This window comes from Citreicoccus inhibens, from assembly GCF_019039035.1.
Taxonomy (GTDB): domain Bacteria; phylum Myxococcota; class Myxococcia; order Myxococcales; family Myxococcaceae; genus Citreicoccus; species Citreicoccus inhibens.
Window position 1 is genome coordinate 183,299 of record NZ_JAHNZT010000011.1, and the last position, 24,189, is coordinate 207,487.

Below are 24,189 nucleotides of genomic sequence, written 5' to 3' on the forward strand. Positions count from 1 at the left end.
GGCAATGCCTGCCATTGGCGACGAAAGGGTTTGTCACCATGGCGCAACTGCCCCCGGGGCCACGGTCCGCCACCCTGGCCACGCTCCACTACACGCTGGATGCCTACGGCTACTATTCCAAGTGTTTGGAGAAGTACGGTGACCCGTTCCTGTATCCGTCGCTGTACGGGCCCCTGGTGGTGACGGGCAGCCCCGAAGGCATCCGCTCGATCTTCAGCGCGGACCCGGACACGTTCGAGGTCTTTGGGCGCAAGGCGGTGGAGCCGCTCTTTGGTCCCGCGTCCATCTTCCTGGTCACCGGACAGCGCCACAAGCGCAGCCGCCGGTTGCTCATGCCTCCGCTGCACGGCGCGCGGATGCACAAGTACGGGATGCTGATGATGGAGGCCGCGCTCACGTGCGCGGAGCGCTGGCGCACGGGCGATCCGTTCGTGGCGCGGGAGACGATGCAGGAAGTCTCGATCCAGATCATCCTCCGGGCCGTCTTCGGCGCGAGCCTGGAGCGCTCCGAGCGGCTGCGCGAGGCCATCTTGGAGACGGACCGCACAATCAATCCGCTCATCGTCGTGTTCGAGGCGGTCCGACGGAACTTCGGGGGAATCGGCCCGTGGGCGCGGTTCCAGCGGGCGCTCCAGAAGCTGGACGCCGTCGTCTATGAGGAGATCGCCGAGCGACGGAAGGTGTCCGGGGGCGAGGACATCCTCAGCTTGCTGCTCGCCGCGCGGCACGAGGACGGCACGGGCCTCACCGACGCCGAGGTCCGCGACGAGCTGCTCTCGCTGGTGACGGCGGGCCACGAGACCACCGCCATCGCGTTGTCGTGGGCGCTCTACTGGGTGCACCGCCAGCCCGAGGTGCGCGAGCGCTTGCTCGCGGAGCTGGACGCGCTGCCCGGCGACGCTGCGCCCGATGCCATCGCCGCGCTGCCGTACCTGGATGCGGTGTGCAGCGAAACGCTCCGGCTCTATCCCATCATCCCGGAGGTGACCCGGCTGCTGCGCAAGCCGCTGGTGCTGGGCGGCTACACGGTGCCCGAGGGCATGGGCGTGGGCGCCATCACCGCGCTCGCCCACATGCGAGAGGACACCTATCCCTCGCCCGAGGCGTTCAACCCCGAGCGCTTCCTCGCGCGGACCTACTCGCCGTTCGAGTTCATGCCGTTTGGGGGCGGCGCTCGGCGGTGCATCGGCGTGGCGTTCGCGATGTACGAGATGAAGCTCGTCCTGGCGGCGATCCTGCGTCGCTACGCGCTGCGGCTGGAGACCGATGCTCCGGTCCGCCCCGTGCGGCGCAGTGTGCCCGTGGGGCCTCGCGGTGGCGTCGTCATGCGATTGGAGGGGATGCGAGTCCCCTCGCGCCAGCCCGCCGTCGCGGCGCAGGCGGCGAGCTGAGCGAAGGGCCCGTGAGGGGCGTGAGGGAGGATCCCGGCGCATGGCGCTCGCTCAGACCTGGGCTTGGGTGTCCCGGACGATGAAGGGCGCGGCGTAGCGCGCGAGCGCCATCACGGTCAGCGCGATGTTGACGGTGATGGGGGAGGGGATGACGCTCGCGTCGCAGATCCACAGGTTGTCTGTCCCGTAGACCTTGAGGTGCTCGTCCACGACGCCCAGCGTGTCCTTGGGCGCGATGACGTTGCCTCCTTGCATGTGCGCCGACTCGACGGGGATGAAGTCCGCCGCGCCCATGCCGGCCAGGTACATGTCGATGTCCTCGGGGCGCCGGATGGAGAGCGCGTCGAAGCGGCGATTGAAGACCTCCTCGGCGCCCACGGCGAACATCGCTTGGGCGGAGAGCTTCATGCCGGTGGCGAGCCGGCGCCAGTCCTCGTCGATGAGCGTGAAGTCGATGGCGAAGCCGCTGTCACCCAGGAGGCTCTTCTTGATCTGCCCGTAGGTGAGGCTCGACAGCACGGGGATGGCCGCGACCATGTTGTTGCTGCGGGAGATGAGGCGGTTGAACGCGTTGCCCCACTGCGGCGCCATCATCCCCACGGCCGCGGGCGGGGCGAACCCCGTCTCGATGACCATGCGCTCCTCGGGGACCTCGATGGCGAAGCCCGCTTGCTGCCCGGCGAAGGCGTTCAGCTCCTGCGGGAAGACGCCGATGACGGCCGTGCCCAGGTTGACGCTGAAGCGCTTGCCCACCGTGCGCACGCCAGGGACCACGCCGGTGAAGCCGCTGCGCCACAGCAGCTTGGACGAGGCGTAGGCGCCCGGCGCGAGGATGAACCGGTCGGCTTCAATCTTCACCTTCTCGCCAGCCTCGGTGATGACCGTGACGGTCTTCACGCGGTGGCGCAGCTGTCCTTTCTCCTCGAACTCGATGGAGTCCACCTTGGCGTCGGGGACGAGCAGCCCGCCGTTGCGCACGAAGGTAGGGAGGATCTCCACCATCATCGATTGCTTGGCGTCGTACTGGCAGCCGAGGTTGCAGCGCCCGCAGCCGATGCACTTCACGACATTCAGTGGCGCGCGGACGATGTTGTCCTTCAGGCCAATCTTCTCGAAGCCGTCCCGGAGCACGTGGGAGGCTCGGGTGACGACGCGGTCATCCACCGGGGCGACGTGGATGAGCTTCTCCAGGTCGTCGTACGCCTTGTTGAGCGCGTGCCAGTCCAGCTTGACGCCCAAGGCCTCCCAGCGCGCGACCAGGTTCTGATCCCACCAGTAGCCCACGGGGCGGAACGCGAGCGAGTTGTTCACCAGCGTCGAGCCGCCCACGCCGCGTCCCTGGCGGAACGTGAACATCTGGTCCTCGGACAGCGTGATGGCGGCGTTCATGTAGTTGACCGCCACGGCATCGAGGAGCCGGGTGGAGAACTCATTGCCGGTCGTCAGGGGCCCGCCTTCCAGGAGGATGATGCGGGCGTCGGGGTCGTGCTCCTGGATGGACAGGGCGGCCACGGAGCCTCCCGCCCCCGAGCCGACGATGCAGTACGTGCGCTTGCCCGCGGGCTTCTTGGCCACCTCCTGCGGCGTCCGGCGTGAGCGGATGAGCAGCTCGCCCGCGGCCGTGAGGGGCGGGTTGGCCAGGTCCGGGCCGGAGGGCGGGGCGAAGTCGTGCTGCTGATAGGGCTTGTAGCCGAGGGCCTGCCAGATGGCGTCCGAGTCGAGGTAGGCCGCGCCGATGACGCCCTTGAGGATGGTGAGGGTGACGATGGTCTTCACCATGTCGTCCTCCTGCTCCGGGGCCTCGTGGACGAGCCGGCGGAACATGGCGTCCACGAACTCGACTCGCTGCTTCCTCGACTTCGCGAGGAACGACGCGCGCAGGAAGTTGCTCTTGATGCCGTACCAGAGTTTCACCAGTCCACGCGCGATGCTGCCGCTGGGCAGCGGCATGGGCGGGACCGCGAGCGGGATGGTGGCCACGGTGGCGATAAGCTGCACATAGACAGTCCGGCTGACTGTCTTGAGCAGCTTGTCGAGGGCGTCCACGATGGCGGTTCCATCGGGCTGGAACGGGCCGGGCTCGTCGCCCAGAAGGGCCACGGAGAAGGCGATCAGGAAGCGGCGGTTGGCCTTCCAGTACAGCCACAGCAGTGCGTCGAACAGCTTCGCGAGCATCGTGCACCTCCTCTGTCGGACGGCACGCCTGAGCCTGCCGTCACGTCGCGTGTCGGAAGACCTTCCGCTTGTTGAAGAGAAAGACGACCAGATCGATCCCGACGCCAATGAGCCACTGGATGGTCGGCGCCAGGAGCTCGTTGCGCAGCAGGCCCTCCTGCTCCAGGAACATCGTCACGAGGTCCGTGGCGTACTGGCGCTTCTGCTGGCCGGAGAGTCGGGTGAAGCGCTCCGCCTCGCGCGAGCCCACGGAGATGAGTTCGACGAAGCCGACGAGTCGCTGGCGGTTCGTCCCCACCCAGCGGAGCATCTCGCCCAGCCCTCGCGTGAGGACCTGCGGCTCCAGCATCTTCTCCTGTTGGATCTTCAGCACCATGGCCGCGGCCGTGGGTGACAAGGGCGCCCGTCGCAAGACCCAGGCGCGCGCCACCGTGGTGAGCCCCTTGTCGAGCCATCGCAGCGGCGCGGCGAGCACGCGAAGGATGCGGCGAGGGAGGCTCAGCTCGACGACCTGACCCTCCGTCCACATCTCGTTGCGGTTGAGGAGCATCACCACCGAGTCGATGGCCCAGTTCGTGGCCGTCTCGACGATGAGCGCTTGAAGGAATCCCGGCGCGCCGGGCACGAGCGGCACGTCGATGAGCAGGTGGATGAGCGCGGACTTCACGTCCTGCGCCTTCTTGGTTCCCTGGCCCGGCCCCGAGCCGTACCGGCGCTCCGCGTCCTGCACCAGACTCTCGACGCAATCCACCCAGACGAGGACCGCGGGCCCCAGGTCCGTGCTGAGCCTGCGCAGCACGCCCAGCGCTTCCTCGAGCGTCTCGAGGCCGTGCGGCCCCACCACGTCGTCGTAGGCGCGGCGCAGCCGCCACAGGGTGTGGCGCATGGACTGCTGTCGTCGCGACGACTGCTCGCTGCCCTCGGACAGCCGCCGCCTCGCGCCGGGGAGCGCGAGCAGCAGCAGGGCCTGGGTTCCGCTCACCATGGCCTGGAAGAAGCCCAGCACGGGCTGCCACAAGGCGGCGATGGCGAACCCGGAGCCCCGGCTCATGGCAGGCGCCTCCACTGCACGGCGAGCACCACCCAGCTCAGCCCCAGCAGCGCGGCGAGTCCGCCGCGCACCGGGAGCTGGTCCACCCACGGGAGGCGCTCCGCGCCCACGAGCAGCAACGACAGCCCGACTTGAATCAAGGCCAGGACGACGAGCCGGGCCCGGCCGTTCTCCTCGCGTCGATCCTTGAGCGATGTGGAGGTCCGCACGCGCAACCACAGTCGCTCGTCCGCGAGGTCTCCCAGGAGTTGGTGAATCTGCGCGGGGCTGTCCTTCAGCAGCGCGACGAGATCCGTCAGGAGCAACTGGACCTGCTCCTTGTCCGGGACGACGCGCATCTCCGCGCGCTGCATCTTGACGAAGAAGCGCTTGCCCACGACGCGCAGGTTCGTGCGGCTGCCCAGGCGGTTCGCCACCGTCTCGGCGGTGAGCAGCGAGCGATACATGGACAGCAGCGTGGGCGGGATGCGCAGGTGATTGCGCCTCGCGGCGGACAGGACATCCACCATGTACTGGCCGACGGGGGAGCGGCCGCTCTCCGGGGCGCGGGCCATGCCGTCTCGCTGGCTGATCCACCCGCGGGTGGCCTCGGCGAAGTCCGCGTGGAAGGCGTCCAGGTCCGTGTCATCGCTGGGGATGAGCAGCTCGGTCAGGGCTCGGTACATCGCCTCCTGACGCCCGGTGTAGATGGCGGTCAGGTAGCGGGCCATGCCGGCGCGGAACCCATCATCGAGCGTGCTGACCAGCCCGAAGTCGACGAAGCCCACCTGATTCCCGGGCAGCGCGATGAGGTTGCCGGGGTGCGTGTCCGCGTGGAAGAGACGGTCCTGGAAGATCTGCGCCAGCACCGCCCAGAGCAGGTTGCGCGCGAGTCGGTTTGGATCCAGTCCGAGGTCGTGGATCCGCTCGGGCCGACCCTGGCGGAGCTCATGCAGCAGCTCCGTGAAGGGCACGCCCGCGAGGTACCCGCTGGTGACGACGCGCTCACCGGACAGCTCGGGGAAGGGGCGCGGGATGCGCCACTCGGTGTGGTCCATCGCCAGCGTGTACATGCGCTCCAGGTTCCGCAGCTCCAAGCGCAGGTCCAGCTCCTGGTTCAGCCAGCCCTCCAACTCCTCCAGCACCAGGCGCGGCGGAACGGAGAATGAGGCGCCCGTGGCCTCCAGGATGGACGTGAGCAGCCGCACCCGGCGCAAGTCCTCACGGACCCGGCGCGGCATGTCCTCGCGCTGCACCTTCACGATGACCGACGCGCCGTCATGTGTGCGCGCCACATGGGCCTGGGAGAGCGAGGCCGCGGCGATGGGGCGCGAGTCGATAGTGGCGAAGAGCGCCTCGGGAGGCCGGCCCAGGTCCTCGGTGATGATGCGGCGCGCGACCTCCCACGGGAAGGGCGCGGCCCGGTCCGACAGGTTCATCAGCTCATCGCAGTACGCCTGCGGGATGAGGTCCGGCCGCAGTGCCAGGAATTGGCCCAGCTTCACGAAGGTTGGCCCTAGCTCCTCCAATGCCTGTCGGACCGCGACCGGGTCCTTGCGCTTGAGCGGGAAGAGGGAGAGCAAGGACATTCACGAACCTGTCATGATGGGCGAGGGGAGGCGCGGGGTGTCCAATGCCTGACACACCACGAACTGCACGCTCCGGGCGTCGCGCCTGGAGTGACGTCTGGGCGGACGTCCGGCTCGACGTGTCCCGCGTGTTCCTCCTGTGGGGCCTGTTGGTGCGGCAGGGCTTCCGGGTGCTCGTGCTGCGCGCGACGGGCCGAGGCTCTCCGCAGGAGCTCGCGGTGGGGCTGCGCCGCTCGCTGGAGGGCATGGGGCTGACATACGTGAAGCTGGGGCAGTACCTGTCGCTGCGCATGGACCTGCTGCCCCGCGAGGCGTGCGTCGAGCTGGGCAAGCTGTTCGAGCGCGCCCGGCCCATGCCCCCCGAGGCCGTGCGCCGGCGCGTGGAGGAGGAGCTGGGCGGTCCCTTGGAGCGCATCTTCCCGGAGTTCGAGATGGAGCCGCTGGGCTCCGCGTCCATCGCCCAGGTGCATCGAGCGCGTACCGCCGCGGGCGAGGTGGTGGCGGTGAAGCTCCAGCGGTTCGACCTGGAGCGCACGTTCCGCTCGGACATGCGGCTGTTTCGCGCGCTGACGCGGTTCGTGGATCGGCACCGGTTGCTGGGCGCCATTCCGGTGACCGAGACGCTGGAGCAGTTCGCCCTGTTCACCTTGCGCGAGCTGGACTTCTTCGCGGAGGCGCGCATCGCCGAGACGGTGCGCCACGACGTGGGCGATCGGCTGGTGGTGCCGCGCGTGGACTGGGCCTTGAGCACGCAGCGGCTGCTGACCATGGAGTTCGTGCGGGGCGTGAGCCTTCAGAAGATCTTCGACCTCTACGACGCCGGGCGAAGTGACGAGGTCGAGAAGCTCCTGCCTGGGGTGGACCTGCGGGCCGCCGTGCTGCGCATCGCCGATGCCTGCCTCTTCCAGCTCTTCTCCACGGGGCGCTTCCACGGCGACCCGCATCCAGGGAACCTGCTCATCCGTCCGGATGGCGCTCCGGTGCTCATCGACTTCGGCATCTACGGGATGCTCACGCGCACGCGGCGCGAGGAGCTGTGCGACTACATGGAGGCCATCGCCATGGGGCGCTTCGCGCGAGCCGCCCGGGTGCATGATCGACTGTCCGTTCCCACGGACGAGACCGACGTCGCCAGCTACCACCGCGACTTCGCCGACATCATGTCCCGCTGGTACTCGCGGGCGAAGTCCCCCGACGCGCCCGCCGAGGAGCGGCACCTGGGCAGCGCCATCGGGGAGATCACCGAGCTTCAGCGGCGCTACCACGTGCGCATGGAGCCGGATCAGCTCCTCGTGTGGCGGGCCATTGGCCTGTTGGATGCCACGGCGCTGCGGGTGCCAGAGCACGTGGACCTGCTCGCGTTGATGGAGACGTTCTTCCTGCGCACCCGCCCCACGCCGATGGTGCGGCTGCTGCGGCTGGTGGGAGACAAGGGCGTGGCCTCCGCCTCGGTCCAGGAGGGCCTGTCCTGGCCTGGGCAGGCGCGGGCGCTGCTCACGGAAGCGCGGCGCAGTGCCGTCGGGAACGTTCATCAGGAGCGTGCCTCGGGGCGCGTGGCGCGCGGCGTGGCACGGCCCCTCGCGCTCACGGTGTCTGCCCTGGGGCTCGGCATCCTGTCCCTGGGCGCCTGGGGCGGGGGGATGCCCGAGGGGTTCTCCCTCGCGGTCGCGGTGGCGCTCGCCGGGCTTGCCTGGGTCCTGGCGAGTCGCTGAGCGCATGTCGTGGCTCAGACCGTGACCCCGGTGGCTCGCACCAGGGTCGCGATGTCGCGCACCTTGCTGGCCTTGGCCATGTCCGCGCCGCGGAACGTGGTGGCCAGGTGGTCCTCCAGGTAGCCCACGGTCTCCATGAAGGCCAGTGAGCCGATGCCGAGGCTCTGGAGGTCCGTGTCGAGCGTGACCTGCCCGAACTCACTCTCGCGCTCCGGCAGGGTGCTGCGCAGGGCCTCTTGGATGAGGCGGAGGACTTCGTCGTCGCTCATGGCGTATTGCCTCCTCGGCTTCGGCTACTGGAGCTGGTTGCGCAAGTAGAGCTCGCGGACCTGGTGGCGCTTCACCTTGCCGGAGGACGTCTTGGGCAGACCTCCCGGGCCAATGCAGACGACCTCGGCGCGGCGCACGTTCTGGGACAGCCGCACGACGTACTCAATCTGCGCGCTGAGCCCCACGCGATCCGAGCTGCTCGTCTCCGCCACGACGACCAACTCCTCGCCCTCGTCGCCGGGGCGCGAGAAGGCCACGACGTTGCCGCGGCGCACGCCCTCCACTTCGGATACGGCCCACTCGATGACCTGCGGGTGCAGGTTGCGCCCGTTCAGGATGATGAGGTCCTTGGTGCGCCCCGTGACGTAGAGGTGTCCATCGCAGAAGTAGCCCAGGTCTCCGGTGTTGAGCCAACCGGCCTTGAGCGCCTCGCGCGACTGCTCCTCGTTCTGAAAGTAGCCCGCCATGACGGAGGGGCCGCGCACGTGGATGGCGCCCTCCTGGCCATCGGGAAGGGGTTGCCCCTCGCGGTCGAGGATGACGACCTCGTGCTCCGGGAAGGGGACCCCGCAGGACACGTGCTCCAGCGCGGGCGCGTCCGGCTCGGCGAGGCGAGCCTGGCCCGTCTGTTGGAACGCGGAGTCCACCCGGCGCGTGCGGAGCTCCTCGTCGAGCGGCTTCATGGTGACGGCCAGCGTGGACTCGGCCAGCCCGTAGGCGGGCAGCAACGCGCGAGGAGACAGTCGGCTGTGCTCCCCGAGCACGCGCGCGAACTGTCGCAAGGTCCCCGGCGCGATGGGCTCTGCGCCGCAGCCGAAGGCCTTCATGCAGGACAGGTCCCACTGTGCCATCTGCGCGGGCTTGGATTTTCGCAGCGCCAGCGCGTACGCGAAGTTCGGTCCGAACGAGACGGTCCCTCGGTGGCGGTGAATGGTGTCCAGCCACACCGAGGCGTTGCGCACGAAGCGAAGCGTGGGGATGAACACCACGGACACGCCCCAGACCACGGGACCCAGCACGAAGCCGACGAGTCCCATGTCGTGGTACAGCGGCAGCCAGCTCACGCCCTTGTCCACGCCGGGCACCATCCGCAGGCCGTGGCCCATGAAGCCGCGGATGTTCCCCAACAGCGCGCGGTGTGTGACGACGACGCCCTTGGGCGCGGACGTCGAGCCTGACGTGTACTGCAGGAACGCCACGTCATCCGGCTGGATGTCCGGGAAGCGCGGCGGTGACTCCGCGCCGTTCAACGCGTGGCAGCCGAGCACGCGCCCCTTCAGCTCGGGGAGCCAGTCGAGGAACGTCTCCAGCGCGCCCAGGAGTTCATCCGAGGCGACCAGGAATCGCGCGCCCGCGGCCTTGAGGATGGTGGTGGTGGTCCGGGCGTAGTCCTCCAGGTTGTTCAGGTACATGGGCGGATAGACCGGCACGGGGATCACGCCCAGGCGCAGCGCCGCGAGGAACGTCAGGATGAAGTCCTCGGGCAGGATGATGAGCAGGCCCAGGCGATCCCCGCGCTCCAGCCCGAGCCGTTGAAGTCCCGCCGCGAGGAGCGCGGTCCGGCGGTCCAGGTCTGGAAACGCCACGAACGTCTCGTGGCCCTCGAGGTCCTGGAACGTGAAGCCATTCTCGGGATGCAGCACTCCCACGCGCGCGATGGCCTCCGCGAGCGTCCGGTGTGACGGCCATTCCTGGGCATGCATCGCTTCACTCCTCCCGCGGGTTCTTGCGTGATGGATTGCGAAGGAAATGCGAGTGTCTGCTCTAGAGATTCGCGGTGAACCTTGTCAATGCACTGCTGGGCAGGCGTTTGTGCGAAACCGGGCAGTGCTCTTGGGTTGGGTTGTGTCGAGGGTTCGTGGCTGGACTTGGTTGGGATTGACGTGCTACCCCTGCCGCTCGTCTGTCTTTCGGGATGTATGCGCTGGGAGGCGTTCCGACGTGGCGAGGACCCACTTCCGCACTTGCCCCTTGTGCGAGGCCATGTGTGGCATCGCCTTGAAGTGTGAAGAGGGTTTGATTACTGACATTCGTGGGGATCCGGACGATCCGCTCAGTCGCGGGTATTTGTGCCCGAAGGCGGTCGCGCTCAAGGACATCCACGAGGACCCGCTTCGACTGCGCCAGCCGCTGCGACGGGTGGGGGCTCGCTGGGAGCCGGTGGGCTGGGACGAGGCGCTCGACGAAGTCGCGGAGCGGCTGCACGCCGTGCGCCGCGAGCACGGCGCGGACAGCGTGGCCTACTACCAAGGCAATCCGCATGTGCACAATCACGGCGCGTTGCTCATGGCCATGGAGTTCACGCGGAGCCTGGGGTCGCGCTCCCGCTTCTCCACCGCGTCCATGGACCACCTGCCGCACCTGCTCACCGCGTACCAGATGTTCGGGCATCAGCTGTTGATGCCGGTGCCGGACCTGGATCGCACCGACCTGCTCGTGGTGTTGGGCGGCAATCCGGCGGTCTCCAACGGCAGCTTGATGACGGCGCCGGACATGACCCGCCGACTCAAGGCGCTGCGGCAGCGGGGCGGCCGGGTCGTGGTCATCGATCCGCGACGCACGCGCACCGCGGAGCTGGGAGATACCCATCACTTCATTCGCCCCGGCACGGATCCGCTGTTGCTACTCGCGCTCATCCAGACCCTGTTTCACGAGGGCAAGGTGGCGCTGGGCCGCCTGGCGGACTTCACGGATGGGGTCGAGGTGCTGCGTGAAGTCTCGGCGTCCTACAACCCCGAGCGGGTCGCGGCGCAGGTGGGGATCTCCGCCGAGGACATCCGCGCGCTCGCGCTCGACCTCGCGGCGGCGCCCACCGCGGTCGTCTATGGCCGGCTGGGGGTGTGCACGCAGGAGTTCGGGACGCTGAATTGCTGGCTCATCAATGCGATCAACGTGCTCACCGGCAATCTGGATCGTCTGGGCGGCGCCGCGTTCACCCGGCCCGCGGTGGACACCGTGGCCGTGGGCAAGTGGATGGGGCAGCAGGGCGAGCTGGGAGGGTGGTCCAGCCGCGTGCGCGGGCTGCCCGCGTTCACCGGCGAGCTGCCCGTGGCCACGCTCGCGGAGGAACTCGACACGCCGGGCGAGGGGCGCCTCCGCGCGTTGGTGTGCGCCGCGGGCAACCCTGTGCTCACCGCGCCCAATGGCGGGCGGCTCGCGCGTGCCCTGGATGGGCTCGACTTCATGGTGGCCATCGACTTCTACGTGAACGAGACGGCCCGCCACGCGCACTTCGTGCTGCCCCCCACCTTCGCGCTGGAGCGCGACCACTACGACGTGGCGATGCACATGATGTCGGTGCGCAACACCACGCGCTACTGCCCGCCCATGGTCCCCGCGGGGCCGGAGGCTCGGCACGACTGGGAGATCTACCTGGATCTGGCGATTCGTCTGGACGCGCTCCGGGGCGGTCCCATCGGGTGGCTCGGCGTGCTCCGGGGGCGGCTCCTGCGTTGGTTCACGCCCACGCGGCTCATTGATCTGTTCCTGCGGATTGGACCCTATGGGCGCCGCTCGCCGCTGGGACGCGGGCTGTCGTTGGCGGCCTTGCGCGAGCAAGCACATGCCGTTGACCTGGGGCCGTTGGAGCCGTGTCTCCCAAGGCGCCTGTACACGCGGGGCAAGCGCTTGCAGTTGGCGCCGCCGCTCCTGGTGGCGGACCTGAAGCGGCTGTCCGAGCGCTTCACCGCGCAGGGCGCGACGGCCGCGGCTCCGGAGCTGGTGCTCATCGGGCGGCGGCAGCTGCGCACGAACAACTCCTGGATGCACCACGTCCCGCGGCTCACCAAGGGCCCGGACACCTGCACGCTGCTGATGCACCCCGAGGACGCGCGTCGGCTGTCGCTCCGAGAGGGGCAGGCGGTGGCGGTGTGCTCGCGCGTGGGCCGTGTCACGGCGCCGCTGGAGATCACGGACGCCATCATGCCCGGCGTGGTGAGCCTGCCGCATGGCTTCGGGCAACACGCGGGGGACGCCGCGCCGGGAATGCCGGCGGTCACCCATCCCGGCGTGAGCCTCAACGATTTGACGGACGACGCGCGCGTGGACGCGCTGTCGGGGACCATCGCGTTCTCGGGCGTGCCGGTGACGGTGGTCGCGGCGGAGGCCGAGGTCTCCGCGACGGGATGACCCCACGCTGGACGTGGGGGTGACACGGCCGGGCGCCCGGGGTCGTCAAGCAGGTCGGGCCTTCAACCCGCGGTCTGAATGGGAGGGGATAGGAACCATGGGCAGCTTCCTGAACCTGGATGGCCTTGCGCTCAATGCGGAGCAAGGGAAGTGGAAGCGCAGAGCGGAAGGCGTCGCTCGAGAGATCCTCCGGGCGCACGCCGCTCGGGTCGATCAGGATGCTTCGTTTCCGCGCGAGAGCATCCGCGCGCTCGGCGAAGCGGGCATCCTCGGCATGGGCCTGCCCAAGGAGTGGGGTGGCGGTGGGCAGAACATCTTCACGTCCATCATCGTGACCGAGCAGCTCGCCAAGGCCTGCGCGGCGACGGCGATGTGCTTCCACATGCACCAGTCCACCTTGCCGCTGCTCATCGCCACGGCGACCCCCGAGCAGGTGGAGACCTTCCTGAAGCCCGTCGCGATGGGCAAGGCGCTCGGGGCGTATGCCATGAGCGAGCCGGGCTCGGGCAACCGCATCTGGCACATGGACAGCCACGCGGAGCGCGAAGGCGACGAGTACGTCATCGACTCGTACAAGTCGTTCTGCACGAGCGCGGGGAGCGCGGACTTCTATCTGCTTCCGGTTCGCTCCGGGCCTGGGCTCAAGCCCAATGACCTGAGCCTCTTCTTCGTCCCCGGCGACACGCCGAACATCAAGCCGGTGGGCGTCTGGGATGGGATGGGCCTGCGCGGCAATGGCAGCCGGCCGATCCACTTCGACCGTTGCCGCGTCCACAAGAAGTACATGATGGGGGCGGAGAAGACGGGCCTGTCGTTCATGATGGCCTACTCGCTGCCCATCTACCTGTGCGGCATGGCGGCCTGCTACGTGGGCATCGCCCAGGCGGCGTACGAGGCGGCCGTGGACCACGTGAAGAAGCGCGTGCACACGGACACCAACAAGAGCCTCGCCCACGTGGAGACGGTGCAGCGGCTCATCGCGGAGATGCGCGTGTCCATCGACGTGGTCCGCTCGACGGTGCTGCGCATTTCCCAGATGGCGGATAACGCCGTGGTGCTCTTCAACGAGTTCAAGTCCACGGACCTCCTGGACGAGGTCATGCGCGACAACCCGGACGACCCGTTCTTCATCGAGGTGGCGACGCTCAAGCCGGCCGCCTGTGAGATGGCCATCGAGGTGACGAGCAAGGCCATGCAGGTCTGCGGCGGCGCGGCCTACAAGCGCGGGCACATCGTGGAGCGCGCGTATCGCGATGGCCGAGCGGGCTCGGTGATGGGCCCCTCGGACGACACGACGAAGATTGTCATTGGCACGCAGATCCTCGGGTTGCCCCAGCCCTGGGTGTGAGGCGCGAGCGGAGCTGACACGAGCGGCGGGGCCGTCCAACCAATCCACCCAAGGGGTGCAAGCCGATGTGGAACACGAACGCAACCACGACGGGGCTGAGCGAGGTCCTTCAGGACTTCCAGGCTCGATTCAATGACAACCCACGTGCGAAGAAGCTGGTGACGGGCTGGGACAGGTCCGTGCTGCTCGACGCGTCCAATACGGGCAACAAGTTCGTGCTGGCCGTGCAGGACCACGCGCTGCGGGAGGTCCGGAAGGTGGCGGACTTCGACGAGGACGCGGAGAACCTGGTGCACCTGCAAGGAGACGAGAGCGTGCTGACGGAGATCTTCTCCGGACGCTACAACCCGGCGACGGCGCTGGTGGATGGGGCCATCTCCATCTTCTCGTCGGACCGCGACAAGGTGAAGCTCGAGGCGCTGGCGATGATTCTCTGGCGGCTGGGCTGAGCGCGCACGCGTCCGGGGGGCGGATGAAAGCCAGAACAGAGTTCCTCTTCTACGTCTCGGTGGGCGTCGGAATGGCCCTGGCCACCAGCAGCTTCACGGTGGTGTCGGGGCTGTTCCAAATCCTCACCAGCCCGTGGGTGTTGCAGCTCGCGGTGCTGCTGGCCGGGGTGTTCTGCGCGGTCATCGCGCTGTCCATCGCGGAGCTGGCCAGCATGTTCCCCTCGGCGCCTGGGGTCCGCACGTATCTCAAGGCGGCGTTCGGGCCCCGCTTCTCGCTGGTGCTCGTCTATCTGTACCTCATCTTCACCGTGCTGATGGCGGGCGTGGAGGGGTACATGTTCGCGCTCGTGTTCAAGGCGGCCTTTCCCAGCGTCCCGCCCACGCTCACGGCGCTGGTGTTGATGGGTGGGGTCATCGCCATCAACGGGGTGGGCCTGGAGCTGCCGAGAGATCTCCAGATGGCGACCACGTACGCGAGCGTGCTGTTGCTGCTCGGCGCGTCCGCGTATGGCTTCATCGTGGCGCCCGCGCCCCTGGGGACGGTGGTGACGCTATCGGAGGGCGTCAGCCAGCTCCCGCAGCTTCCCGCGGCGGTGGGCATGGCCATCTTCCTGTACATGGGCTTTGAGTGGGCCGCCCCCGTGGGGATCAAACCCAAGGCCTACGAGCGGAAGATCCCCATCTCCCTGCCGGTGTGCGTGGCGGTGCTGTCCGCCATCTACATCCTGTTCGTGCTGGCCCTGCCGCTGCACGTGGACCGGGCCACGGTGGCCGGCAGCTCCGTGCCGCATGTCCTGTACTTCGAGGCGATGTTCGGACGGGCGGGGACCTACGTGGCGTTGGTTCTCTCCTTCGGGGCGGTGGTCTCCACGTTCAACGCCGGCATCATGGGAGGCTCGCGGCTCGTCTTCATGCTCGCGCGTGAAGGACTGCTGCCCGCGTGGTGCGGGGCGACCTCGGCGAAGACGGGCGCACCCATCGGCGGCGTGCTGTCACTGGGGGGCGTGGCGTGCGTGTCCGCGCTCGTGGTGTCCCATTACGAGCTGCAACTCGTCCTGGCCCTCATCAGCGCGACCATCATGTGCGTCATCTACGCGGCGTTCATGGCGGCGGCCCTGTCCTTGCGCAAGTCGAGACCTCAGGCCCGGCGCAGCTACCGCACCCCCGTCTTCCCGTGGCTGCAATGGGCGGTGGCGCTCGTGCTGCCGTGTCTGGGGTTGGGGACCTTGTTCTCCGTTCCCGAGCAGGGCTTGCGCCCCGTGTTCTGGATGCTGGGCTGTCTGGTGACGGCGCTGGTCTCGACCGAGTGGTCGCTGCGGTTCGTGGCGGTGAAGGAGCAGCGCGGCTCCTCGGCGCTCGCGCCGTAGCGTCTGGCTTCAGGCGGGCTTCAAGTCGAACTGGAAGCCATGCAGCCGGGCCAGCTCTCCCAGGTGGCGGATGTTCTCCGCCACCAACGTGCCCTGGGAGCCGTACTCGCGCTGTCCGCTGAAGCCCAGGAGCAGGGTCTCCGCCAGACAGCCGAAGACCTCTCCAGGGCCCAGTCGCGCGCCGGGGATGCGCAGGTCCTCTCCGTGCGGTGTGCGCACCAGGCCGCCGCGCAGCACGAGGGCCTGCGGGCGCTGCTGCTTCACCGAGGCGTCGACGTCCTGGGGAACCGCGATGTCGCAGAGGACGGCCGGCGCGTCCGTGACGTGCGCGGGGAGGATGACGGGCCGCGCGGCGTTGGTCGCGGAGACGATGAGCTGGCAGCCCCGGAGCAGGGTGTCCTGCTCGGTGGCGATGCGGATGGGGGCCCGCTCACCGAGTTCCTCCAAGAGCCCTCGGCGGAGGACTTCGCCCACGTTGACCGGCAGCGCGTGCGGGTTCGCGAGGAGAGAGCGGCCCAGCAGGGACGTGGACACCGTGGCGGCGAGCCCCGTGGCGGGGCCTCCGCGCAGGAGCCGACGCAGCTCCGAGGCGTAGATGGCGGCGGCCACTGGCTCCAGGTAGCGCTGCGCACCCGGTCGGCCGAAGAGGATGAGCTCGCCCACGCTCTCCGCGGCGATCTCGCCCATGGCGGCGCCGATGTTTCCGGTGGCGCCCACGATGCCCAGCCGCGCGCGCTCGATGGGGATGTGTTGTTGGCGCGCCGCGCGAAACAGCGCGTCCAGCGCCGCGGCCACCGTGAGGCTGTTTCCGCTGGTGAGGACCAGCTCGTCCTCGACGAGCGCTCGGCAGTTGTCCGTCACGATGGAGGTGTGGCCCCCGAAGCCCACCACGACGCAGCCCTCGCGGCGTGCCAGCTCGACGCCTCGACGGACCGACTCCAGGGCCCAAGCCTCACCCGCGCGCAGGGCCTCCATGGCCTGCGCGGAGGTGAAGGGGATCCCGATGACCGTGAGGTCCACCGCGCGCCCTTGCGCGGACTGCACCTGGGCGCGGCTGACCACGAAGGGCTCGATGAGGCCCTTCATGCGCGAGAGGAACCGCGCGCAGCCCTCATCGCTCGCGTGCGCGAGGCGGGGCTCCCAGGCGCGCAGGTCCGTGGGCTCGGAGAAGTGGATGAGGAAGGCCACCCGGGTCGGCTTGCGCGTGCGCCGTGGATCCACCGGCGGAGGGGAGGTTGGCAGGGGGGGCTCGGCGCGAGGTGACTCCGGAGCGGGCTCGGCGCCCGCGTCGAGCAGATGCCCCGTGAGGCGCCCCACGTCACCGTCGCGCAGCAGGACGAGCACCTGTTCGAGCGCGCGGAGGAATCGCTCCAATGACGCGGGCGCGATGTACGCGGAGGGCTCCAACCGGATGGTGCCGTGCGCGGCGAGCGTGGGGGCGACGCGGATGCCGTGCTGGCGCAGGAGGTAGCCCGAGATGACGTAGCCCAGGAGTCCTTGCTCGGAGAGCACGCGCAGCAGGGCGGACGGTGACTCCCTGGGCGGGGCCAATTCCAGGCCGATCATCAGGCCCACGCCGCGCACGTCGCGGAGCTGTTGGGGGAAGCGGGCCTGCAACGCGCGCAGGGACTCGAGGAAGCCCTGGCCCGTCTCGCGGCAGCGGCGCAGGAGGGCCCCGTCGTCGCGGGCCAGCACGTCCAGGGTCTTCAGCGCGAGCGTGCTCGCGTAGTCGTCGTCCGCGAAGGTGGAGGAGTGCAGGTAGCCGAACTCGGGGATGTAGCGAGACTCCTCCACCAACAGCGCGGAGATCTTCGCGAGCCCGCCGCCCAGCGCCTTCGAGAAGAGGTAGTAGTCGCCAGCGACACCCGAGGGCTCGGAGCCCAGGAACGTGCCGGTGCGCCCCAGGCCGCACTGAATCTCATCCAAGACGAGGGGGAAGCCGCCCGCGTCCGCCATGGCGCGCAGGGCCGTGAGGAACTCCGACGTCATGACGCGGATGCCGCCTTCGCCTTGCACGGCCTCAACGAAGCAGGCGCAGACGTTGACGAGCTGGGCCTCCAGCACGCGCACCTCGCCCTCGCACGTCACCTCCAGCTCCAGGTACTCCACGCGGGCACGCTCGGCCTCTTGAGCGGGGCGTTGCGTGTCGCCGGGCGGGAGGAAGACGACGGGGGAGATGTCGCTGGGGCTCCAGGGGACGCGGAACTCGGGGTTGTGCGTGAGGCTCAGGGCGCCGAGCGTCTTGCCGTGGAACCCGCCCTCCACCGCGAGCACGCGAGGCGCGGCGGACAACGCCTGGGCCGCGCGTTGGAGCAGCGCTGCTTCCAGGTCGTCCAGCGTGGCGAGCGGGCGCTCTCCCAGCTTGCGCGAGGCCTGGGTGAAGACCTCCTCGCCGAGTCGAGCGTCTCCCGCGCGCAGCCGCAGCCGCAGCCGGCGGAACTGCTCGCGCAGCCGCTCCACGATGCTGGCCTTGCGCTGTAGCAGCTCCAGGCTCGCGTGCTTGAGCGCTGCCTCCACCACCTCGGTGCCGGTGCTGGCGAAGGTGGCGACATATGTGCGCCCCGTCACGCGGCCCACGCGCTCCGACAGGGTCGCGGCGAGTCTCGCGGCTCGGGGCCGCAGGCTGGCTTGCGCGCTGAACGGACGCTGCTCGCGCAGGAGCTGGTGCGCGGCGTCGAGCAGCTCTGGGTGGTTGTGCCCCAGCAGCGACGTGCCGTAGCCCCCGAGCAGATCGAGGATCCCGACCTCGCGCCCGCTCTCATCCAGGGCGTAGAGGAAGTCCCCCTCGGCGCGATGAAACGCGAGGTCGAGCCCGGCGGCGGCGAGCAGCCGGTGGAGGTAGGGCTTGAAGTGCCGCGACGCGTCCGGCCACGCGAGATCGTCTGGGTGCATGGGGCCCGTCACCGGGTGGCGGCTGCTTCCACGGGTGCGTTGCGCGCGATGACGCGGTCGATGTGCTCGGCCAGGTCTCGCACGGAGGCAATGGAGCCCATCTCCTCGACGCGAAGCTGGACCTCGAACTCCGACTCGATGGTCGCCATCAAGTCCATGATGCGAATCGAGTCGAGGCCATAGCCGCGCAGCATTCCCTCGCCGCGGATGGACTGGGCATCCACCGCGCAGAGATCGGCGATCATCTGCTTCAGCCGCTGGAGCGTCCGTTCCGCATGCAAGCCGATACCCTCCCAGGCCGTCAGAGGCCGTAGAACGACATCAACGCCTTCTCGAACATGCCCGAGGGCAGGATGGCCTTGGCCGCCACGGACGAGGTCTGGGACAGCCGCCCCACGCGGTATCGCACGCGGAAGGAGCGACCCATCACGAGTCGCAGCACCTGCTGGGCCACGGCGTCCGGAGGGATTCCCGCCTGCTCCTCGCGCTCGATGACCTTCAAGGCCCCTTCGAAGTGCTCCTGATACGTTGAGCCTGGCCCGGTGGCCTGGGCGCGCACGCGATTCTGGGTGATGCGCGTCTGGATGTCTCCGGGCTGGATGAGGACGGCGTGGATGCCGAAGGGCCGGACCTCCTGGCGCAGGGCCTCGGTGAAGCCCTCCAACGCGAACTTGCTGGCGCTGTACAGCCCTTGGAAGGGCAGGCCAATCGCTCCGCCCAGGGAGCTGATGTTCACGATGAGCCCGCCCTGGAGCAGTCTCATGGTGGGCAGGACGGCCTTGCACACGCGCATGACGCCGAAGAAGTTCGTCTCGAATTGCAGACGGGCCTCGTCGAGCGATGTGTCCTCGATGGAGCCCGCGAGTCCGTAGCCCGCGTTGTTCACCACGACATCGATGCGGCCCTCGCGCGAGAGCACCTCGCCCACCGCCTGCGTCACCGAGTCATCCCGCGTGACGTCCAGGGTGAGCAGGGTGCAGCCCTCCGGCGCCGACACCGCCTGCCGAGCGGTGCCGTAGACCTTCAGGCCGTGCGAGGCGAGGAGGGTGGCGCACGCGTGGCCAATGCCGGAGGACGCGCCGGTGATGAGCGCGACCCGAGGTGCCGGGGCCGTCATGGTCGCAGCTCCGCCGGGCGCATCTTCCTCAGGCCCGCGAGGGTGCAGTCGGCGATGTAATCGATGTCGTCGGCCTTCAGCTCCGAGTAGACGGAGAAGCGCAACATGCTGATGCCTCGCGGGATGGCGGGGTAGACGAACACGGAGGAGAGGATGCGCCGCTCGCGAAGCTCGCCGTAGAGCTGGCAGGCCTGTTCGTCCTTGAAGAAGAGGGAGACGATCTGACTGCGCGACGCGCGCGTGTCCACGCCCGCGGCCTCCAGCGTGCGAATGAAGCGGGCCGCCATCTCCAGGCAGTGAGCGGCGCGCTCTGGCTCACGCATGAGCACCTCCAGCGCCGCGGCATGGCCGGCCGCGAGGATGGCCGAGGTGGAGGAGCTGAACAGCACGGGCCGCATGTGTGAGCGCAGGCTGCGCAGCATGTCCGCGCTGCCCGCGACGAGCCCGCCATGACCGCCCAGCGCCTTGCTCAGGCTCACCGTGCGGAAATGCACCCGGTGCGCCAGCCCGAGCTTCACCGCCAACCCGCCGCCCTTGGCGCCGAACATGCCAAAGGAGTGCGCCTCGTCCAGCACGAGGATGCAGTCGTGCCGCTCGCAGATGTCGATATAGCGCGGCAGGTCCGGGAGGCTGCCGTCCGTGCTGTAGAGGGCGTCGATGCAGACGACGCCGGGGCCGTGAATCTTGACGCGCTTCTCCAGGTGCTCCCAGTCGTTGTGCCGGACGATGACCTTCTTCGCCTGCGAGAACCGGATGCCGTCCACCATGGAGGCATGGGCCTCCACGTCGATGTAGACGGGCGTCTCTTCTGCGCAGATGGCCTCCAGGAGCCCCGCGTTGGCGGTCCAGCCCGCGGTGGTCAGGATGATGTCGTTGGCCTGGAGCGAGTCCTTGAGCAGCGCGACGAAGCGATCATGCTCGGAGGAGACGCCGCCGAAGACAGAGGAGGAGAATGACTCGATGCGCGGGCGGAGGTTGGCCTCGGCGCGCGCGTGCACGACCTCCGGATGATTGGAGAGCCGCAGGTAGTCATTCTGATGCAACGAGTAGAAGCCGCGGATGTCCGCCGGCTGGTCGAAGGGGAACGGGCGGAGGTTGTCGATGAAGTCCCGCTGCAGTCGGACGCGATCCGCGATCCATGCTGGATACGTGGGTTGCCCATACACCGCTGCGCTGCTGCTCATATCAGGGAGCCCCTCGGCGTCGTTCACCGCAGAATGCCCTGCATCCCCCACGAGCCGACCTCATCCAGGTCGGACCATCCGTCTGCCCTTGAGGCCACGCTCATGGTGGGGGTTCGTGTACATGAGCGCGCAGGCGTGATGCAAGGTGTTGGCCTGTGCTTGTGAGTCTTTTGGGTGGATCTGGGAGGTGTTGAACACGGCGTCTCATGACGGCGGAAGGCGCGTGCTCGATAACGGCGGGTTGCCCCCGAGGGCGATTGACCGTCGAGCACCGCGGCGCATCGCGAGCAATGCGAAGCCTTCCGATGAGCAGGCAATGAGGACATGGATGAGGAACGGGCTCACGATGGAGTCCGTGAAGAGCGCCGCGGCCCCGAAGTAATACCCAAGCAGGAAGGTGGAGACCGTCTCCTGGGGACTCTTGGGGACATGCGCATACGCGTACAGCGCGGTGGTGATGGCGATGGCGGGCCAGCTCCCGAATGCGCGTGCGAGCGGGAAGAGCATGAGACCTCGGAAGAGCAACTCATAGCCCGCCAGATAGAGCATCCAGCCCAGGAGGTTGAGGGCGTGGAGCTGAACAGGCCAGGGCGGTGACACCTTGATTTCAGGGTACAGCGCGAAGGCGGCGGGCCAGACGCGGTAGCCGAGGTACTCGGCCGAGAGCGCCGCGGCGATGCCTCCGGCGGTGAAGAGGAGACTCCAGCCCGGACGCGTGAGGGTGAGTCCGAAGTCGTGCTCGTTGCCGGGGAGCAGCGCGCGCACGAGCAACAAGGGGACCAGCCCCAGGAGGACTCCGCTCACGAGCCGGGACAGGAAGACGCTCCCCCCCGCGAGCTTCTCGCCTGCCCAGCCGATGCGCGTCAGCAGCGCGCGGAAGACGGAGATGCTGGTGGCGAAGTAGCTGAGGGGGAAGGCGAGGGTGCCCATCACCAGGACGATGAGGGGCGTGCGGTACTCGGGACGCCAGGACAGCGGTCCGACATCCATGCGCCACCCCCGCGGGCGCCGTGAAAGACATTCACGCGGGGCGCCAGCCCTTGCCGGCCGGAACGCTGGCAAGGGCTGTCAATGAGTGTCAAGCGAAACGCCAGACATCGCACCAGAGGGTGAGCTGGGTGTTCACCCCAGGGCGCTCTTCTTCCCTGTCTCCCCGAGGCTCGGGGTGGGACGGCGATGCTTGTCATAGAGCGCGTCGCGCCAGGCCAGCAGGTCTGGGTATGCCTGGGCGAGCGCTTCGTGATTCCAGGCCTCGCGCGTTCCAGGCTTCAGCTCCAGGTGCCGGGACGCCACGGGGCGCACGAACTGGAGCATCACGGAGGCCGTGACGTCCGCGTAGGTGAAGCGATCCGCGAGGTACGGCCGACCACCGAGCGCGGCGCGAAGCTCATCGAAGGCCGGGACGGCGGCCTGCTGGACGACTGCTTCCCCCTCCGCGGGGACCTGGTGCTTGCGCGCGATGAAGCTCACGCCCATGTGGGCCATGGGGGCGAACGCCGGCCGCATCCAGTTGGGGACGAAGCCGGGCAAGGCCTCCGCCTGGGCCCGCTTGTTCTTGGCGATGCGCGTGAGGATGTAGGCGCGGCCCGTGGCGAGGACGCGATCGCTGATGCCCTCCCAGTGCTCGATGGTGGCGGCGGCGCTGGCGGGGAACAGCGGCTCGGTGCCAGGGCTCAGCGCCTCCGCGCGCCGAGCGATGGCGATGGAGCCGGTGGTGGAGCGCTCCGCGTCCAGGAAGAGCGGGACGGTGGGGCGCTGACCGGGCTGCGTGTGTCGTCGCAGCCAGAACTCACCCAGCATGGGCGAGTGCTCTCGGTACGTGTAGTCGAGCCGGTGATGATCCAGGGCCCAGCGAGCCTTTTCGGTCCAGGGCGAGTAGTGAAGTCCCGCGAGCGTGCGCATAGGAATGAGGAACCTATGTCAGCGGGTTCACCGAGGGTAGCGGTTCGGCCGGTCAACTCGCGGTGGCGGCGCGCAGGGACTCCACCACCTCGCCCGCCATCTCGATGGTGTAGTCGATCTGCTCCGGTGTGTGCGCGGCGCTGGAGAAGTTGACGTCGCGGCGCAGGAGGATGCCTCGGCGCGCCATGCCGGCCTGGAAGGGGGAGTCCTGGAGCACGGCCTGACACACGGCCAGTGACAGCAGCTCGGCTCCGAAGGTCGTGGAGACTTGGAGGTCGCTTCAGCTTGCTCAGGCGTGTCGAACCTGAAGTGGTCGTGCCATTGCGATGGCATCCACGGGATTCTCCAGGTCAGAGTGAAGTCAAGAAGCCGTGGCCCCCAGCGCCACGGTGGAGCGGCCCAGCGTCCACAGGATGCCGAGCGCGCACAGGGTCACGGTCGCGGCGAGCCAGCCCACGCCGTCGAAGCCGATGAGCGCGCCCTCGGGCGTCGTGGCGATGAGCGCGCCGCTGGCCCAGGCCGCGAGGCCGGACGCGGCGTCGCTCGCGGCCATGTTCATGGCCATGAAGCGTCCGCGCAGCGCGGGCGGCACGCGCATCGACACGAGCGCGAGGGTGGGAATGGCTCGCGTGGACGTCACCGCCATGAACACGGCGAAGACAGCGGACACCCACGGCAAGGGTGACGGTCCCAAGTGAGTGAACGTCAGGTGCGGCGCCAGCGTGCCGAGCAGCAGCGCGGTCAGCACCCAGCCGGGGCCCCAGCGGTCGGTGAGGTGGCCCACCCCGCGCGCGGCGAGCAGCGTGGCCACGCCACCGCACAGGTAGACGATGGGCAGGTCTGTCTGCCTCAGGCCCACGTTCCCGACCATGTACGTGCCCAGGTACGGGATGAGCAGGAAGCTGGCGAACACCACCGTGAAGGTCAGCAGCCAGCCCCACGCCAGCTCCGGCGAGGCGAGCGCGGCGAGCGACGGTGGCTTGGATTGCGATGCGGACGGCGCGAGGTGTCGACGAATGGGGGGCAGTACGCGCGCCAGGCAGAGCCAGACCCCGGTGGCGAGTCCGCCAAGGGTCCAGAACGGCGCGTTCCAGCCCAGGCGAGTGGCGAGGCCGAGCCCCACCGGCACCCCGACGACGGCGGACAGTCCCAGCGACATCATCACCGTGCCAATGGCGCGTCCGCGCCGCTCGGGTGGAATCACGTCCGCGATGATGGACATCAGGACCGCGCTCATCAGCCCCGCGCAGGCGCCCGCCAACGTGCGCGCCGCCAGGAGCGCGGCATGGGAGGGCGCCGCCCCGCAGGCCAGCGTGGCCACGATGAACGCGCCATAGAGCGCGAGCAGCGTGTGCTTGCGGTCGAAGCGATCCAACCAGAACAGGCCCGGCACTCCCATCGCGGCGGACGCCAGTGTGTAGGCCGCGACCACGGTGCCGAACTGGGACGTGGAGATGTGGAACCGGTGCATCAGCTCCGGTCCCAAGGGCATCACGACCATGAAGTCCATGAGGTGGGTGAACTGCAACGCGGCCAGCAGCCAGAGCAGGCGGCGTTCCTGACGCGGGGGCGTTTGCGCGCTCGACATCGATGGACTCCGAACGTGAAGGAAGGAGAGGGGACGGGGTCCGTGCC

The 24,189-nt window shown here is 68.8% G+C and carries 19 protein-coding genes; 6 read left to right on the forward strand and 13 right to left on the reverse strand.

Translation table 11 applies throughout. The features are described from left to right. The first annotated feature begins 38 nt into the window (after positions 1-38). Positions 39-1,391 (forward strand): cytochrome P450, encoded by a 1,353-nt coding sequence (locus KRR26_RS16070; RefSeq protein ID WP_120208148.1) that lies wholly within the window; start codon positions 39-41, stop codon positions 1,389-1,391. A 51-nt stretch (positions 1,392-1,442) separates the two neighbouring features. Here the strand turns inward: KRR26_RS16070 and KRR26_RS16075 are convergent, their stop codons facing one another. The 3 genes from KRR26_RS16075 to KRR26_RS16085 are packed head-to-tail and all read right to left on the reverse strand — an operon-like array spanning position 1,443 to position 6,185. Next, positions 1,443-3,566: a GMC family oxidoreductase N-terminal domain-containing protein gene (locus KRR26_RS16075; RefSeq protein ID WP_217080233.1), complete on the reverse strand. Its 2,124-nt coding sequence runs from the start codon at positions 3,564-3,566 to the stop codon at positions 1,443-1,445. 40 nt (positions 3,567-3,606) lie between these two features. Next, positions 3,607-4,617, reverse strand: coding sequence for a hypothetical protein (locus tag KRR26_RS16080; RefSeq protein ID WP_120208153.1), 1,011 nt, complete (start codon positions 4,615-4,617; stop codon positions 3,607-3,609). Further along, positions 4,614-6,185 (reverse strand): ABC1 kinase family protein, encoded by a 1,572-nt coding sequence (locus KRR26_RS16085; protein ID WP_120208155.1) that lies wholly within the window; start codon positions 6,183-6,185, stop codon positions 4,614-4,616. Before KRR26_RS16085 ends, KRR26_RS16080 begins: the two co-directional genes overlap by 4 nt. A gap of 119 nt (positions 6,186-6,304) precedes the next feature. Here KRR26_RS16085 and KRR26_RS16090 point away from each other — a divergent pair, with 119 nt between their 5' ends. Further along, positions 6,305-7,897, forward strand: a complete 1,593-nt coding sequence (locus KRR26_RS16090; RefSeq protein WP_217080234.1) for an ABC1 kinase family protein — start codon at positions 6,305-6,307, stop codon at positions 7,895-7,897. Between the two features lie 14 nt (positions 7,898-7,911). Here the strand turns inward: KRR26_RS16090 and KRR26_RS16095 are convergent, their stop codons facing one another. After that, positions 7,912-8,166 carry an acyl carrier protein gene (locus KRR26_RS16095; RefSeq protein ID WP_120208159.1) on the reverse strand — a complete coding sequence of 85 codons (255 nt, stop codon included), beginning with the start codon at positions 8,164-8,166 and terminating at the stop codon, positions 7,912-7,914. A gap of 24 nt (positions 8,167-8,190) precedes the next feature. After that, positions 8,191-9,870 (reverse strand): fatty acyl-AMP ligase, encoded by a 1,680-nt coding sequence (locus tag KRR26_RS16100; protein ID WP_217080235.1) that lies wholly within the window; start codon positions 9,868-9,870, stop codon positions 8,191-8,193. Positions 9,871-10,108: 238 nt separating this feature from the next. Between KRR26_RS16100 and KRR26_RS16105 the strand changes: the two genes are divergently transcribed. The 4 genes from KRR26_RS16105 (at position 10,109) to KRR26_RS16120 (ending at position 15,459) form a co-directional block, all read left to right on the forward strand. Continuing rightward, complete coding sequence (locus tag KRR26_RS16105; protein WP_328707149.1) at positions 10,109-12,295, forward strand: molybdopterin-dependent oxidoreductase; 2,187 nt, start codon at positions 10,109-10,111, stop codon at positions 12,293-12,295. A 97-nt stretch (positions 12,296-12,392) separates the two neighbouring features. Beyond that, positions 12,393-13,643, forward strand: coding sequence for an acyl-CoA dehydrogenase family protein (locus KRR26_RS16110; protein WP_120208165.1), 1,251 nt, complete (start codon positions 12,393-12,395; stop codon positions 13,641-13,643). A gap of 65 nt (positions 13,644-13,708) precedes the next feature. Continuing rightward, entirely contained in the window at positions 13,709-14,092 is a 384-nt protein-coding gene (locus tag KRR26_RS16115; RefSeq protein WP_120208167.1) for an SCP2 sterol-binding domain-containing protein, read from the forward strand. Positions 14,093-14,115: 23 nt separating this feature from the next. After that, positions 14,116-15,459, forward strand: a complete 1,344-nt coding sequence (locus KRR26_RS16120; protein WP_217080237.1) for an APC family permease — start codon at positions 14,116-14,118, stop codon at positions 15,457-15,459. Between the two features lie 9 nt (positions 15,460-15,468). Here KRR26_RS16120 and KRR26_RS16125 read toward each other — a convergent pair whose 3' ends face one another. The 8 genes from KRR26_RS16125 to mxcK form a co-directional block, all read right to left on the reverse strand. Next, positions 15,469-18,351: an aminotransferase class III-fold pyridoxal phosphate-dependent enzyme gene (locus KRR26_RS16125; protein ID WP_217080238.1), complete on the reverse strand. Its 2,883-nt coding sequence runs from the start codon at positions 18,349-18,351 to the stop codon at positions 15,469-15,471. An 8-nt stretch (positions 18,352-18,359) separates the two neighbouring features. Then, positions 18,360-18,632, reverse strand: coding sequence for an acyl carrier protein (locus KRR26_RS16130; protein WP_120208173.1), 273 nt, complete (start codon positions 18,630-18,632; stop codon positions 18,360-18,362). A gap of 20 nt (positions 18,633-18,652) precedes the next feature. Further along, on the reverse strand, positions 18,653-19,468 hold the full coding sequence (locus KRR26_RS16135) for an SDR family oxidoreductase (protein WP_217080239.1): 816 nt from the start codon (positions 19,466-19,468) through the stop codon (positions 18,653-18,655). Next, the gene (locus KRR26_RS16140) at positions 19,465-20,652 is read right to left on the reverse strand and encodes an aminotransferase class I/II-fold pyridoxal phosphate-dependent enzyme (protein ID WP_147423010.1); all 1,188 of its coding nucleotides are present in this window, start codon (positions 20,650-20,652) and stop codon (positions 19,465-19,467) included. The genes KRR26_RS16135 and KRR26_RS16140 overlap by 4 nt, the downstream gene beginning before the upstream one ends. A 204-nt stretch (positions 20,653-20,856) precedes the next feature. Beyond that, positions 20,857-21,642 carry a CPBP family intramembrane glutamic endopeptidase gene (locus KRR26_RS16145; RefSeq protein WP_217080240.1) on the reverse strand — a complete coding sequence of 262 codons (786 nt, stop codon included), beginning with the start codon at positions 21,640-21,642 and terminating at the stop codon, positions 20,857-20,859. A gap of 132 nt (positions 21,643-21,774) precedes the next feature. Next, positions 21,775-22,554, reverse strand: a complete 780-nt coding sequence (locus KRR26_RS16150; RefSeq protein ID WP_217080241.1) for a glutathione S-transferase family protein — start codon at positions 22,552-22,554, stop codon at positions 21,775-21,777. A gap of 52 nt (positions 22,555-22,606) precedes the next feature. After that, positions 22,607-22,771 (reverse strand): hypothetical protein, encoded by a 165-nt coding sequence (locus tag KRR26_RS16155; RefSeq protein WP_328707150.1) that lies wholly within the window; start codon positions 22,769-22,771, stop codon positions 22,607-22,609. A 144-nt stretch (positions 22,772-22,915) separates the two neighbouring features. Continuing rightward, a complete protein-coding gene (gene mxcK / locus KRR26_RS16160; RefSeq protein ID WP_217080242.1) occupies positions 22,916-24,142 on the reverse strand; it encodes a myxochelin export MFS transporter MxcK in 1,227 nt (408 codons plus the stop codon). Positions 24,143-24,189: the final 47 nt, after the last annotated feature.

Coding starts and splice junctions, on each gene's coding strand:
- KRR26_RS16125 (WP_217080238.1), bottom strand. CDS start 18,351: ATGCACCCAGACGATCTCGCGTGGCCGGACGCGTCGCGGCACTTCAAG.
- KRR26_RS16115 (WP_120208167.1), top strand. CDS start 13,709: ATGTGGAACACGAACGCAACCACGACGGGGCTGAGCGAGGTCCTTCAG.
- KRR26_RS16095 (WP_120208159.1), bottom strand. CDS start 8,166: ATGAGCGACGACGAAGTCCTCCGCCTCATCCAAGAGGCCCTGCGCAGC.
- mxcK (WP_217080242.1), bottom strand. CDS start 24,142: ATGTCGAGCGCGCAAACGCCCCCGCGTCAGGAACGCCGCCTGCTCTGG.
- KRR26_RS16120 (WP_217080237.1), top strand. CDS start 14,116: ATGAAAGCCAGAACAGAGTTCCTCTTCTACGTCTCGGTGGGCGTCGGA.
- KRR26_RS16070 (WP_120208148.1), top strand. CDS start 39: ATGGCGCAACTGCCCCCGGGGCCACGGTCCGCCACCCTGGCCACGCTC.
- KRR26_RS16140 (WP_147423010.1), bottom strand. CDS start 20,652: ATGAGCAGCAGCGCAGCGGTGTATGGGCAACCCACGTATCCAGCATGG.
- KRR26_RS16085 (WP_120208155.1), bottom strand. CDS start 6,185: ATGTCCTTGCTCTCCCTCTTCCCGCTCAAGCGCAAGGACCCGGTCGCG.
- KRR26_RS16150 (WP_217080241.1), bottom strand. CDS start 22,554: ATGCGCACGCTCGCGGGACTTCACTACTCGCCCTGGACCGAAAAGGCT.
- KRR26_RS16100 (WP_217080235.1), bottom strand. CDS start 9,870: ATGCATGCCCAGGAATGGCCGTCACACCGGACGCTCGCGGAGGCCATC.
- KRR26_RS16135 (WP_217080239.1), bottom strand. CDS start 19,468: ATGACGGCCCCGGCACCTCGGGTCGCGCTCATCACCGGCGCGTCCTCC.
- KRR26_RS16145 (WP_217080240.1), bottom strand. CDS start 21,642: ATGGATGTCGGACCGCTGTCCTGGCGTCCCGAGTACCGCACGCCCCTC.
- KRR26_RS16075 (WP_217080233.1), bottom strand. CDS start 3,566: ATGCTCGCGAAGCTGTTCGACGCACTGCTGTGGCTGTACTGGAAGGCC.
- KRR26_RS16080 (WP_120208153.1), bottom strand. CDS start 4,617: ATGAGCCGGGGCTCCGGGTTCGCCATCGCCGCCTTGTGGCAGCCCGTG.
- KRR26_RS16110 (WP_120208165.1), top strand. CDS start 12,393: ATGGGCAGCTTCCTGAACCTGGATGGCCTTGCGCTCAATGCGGAGCAA.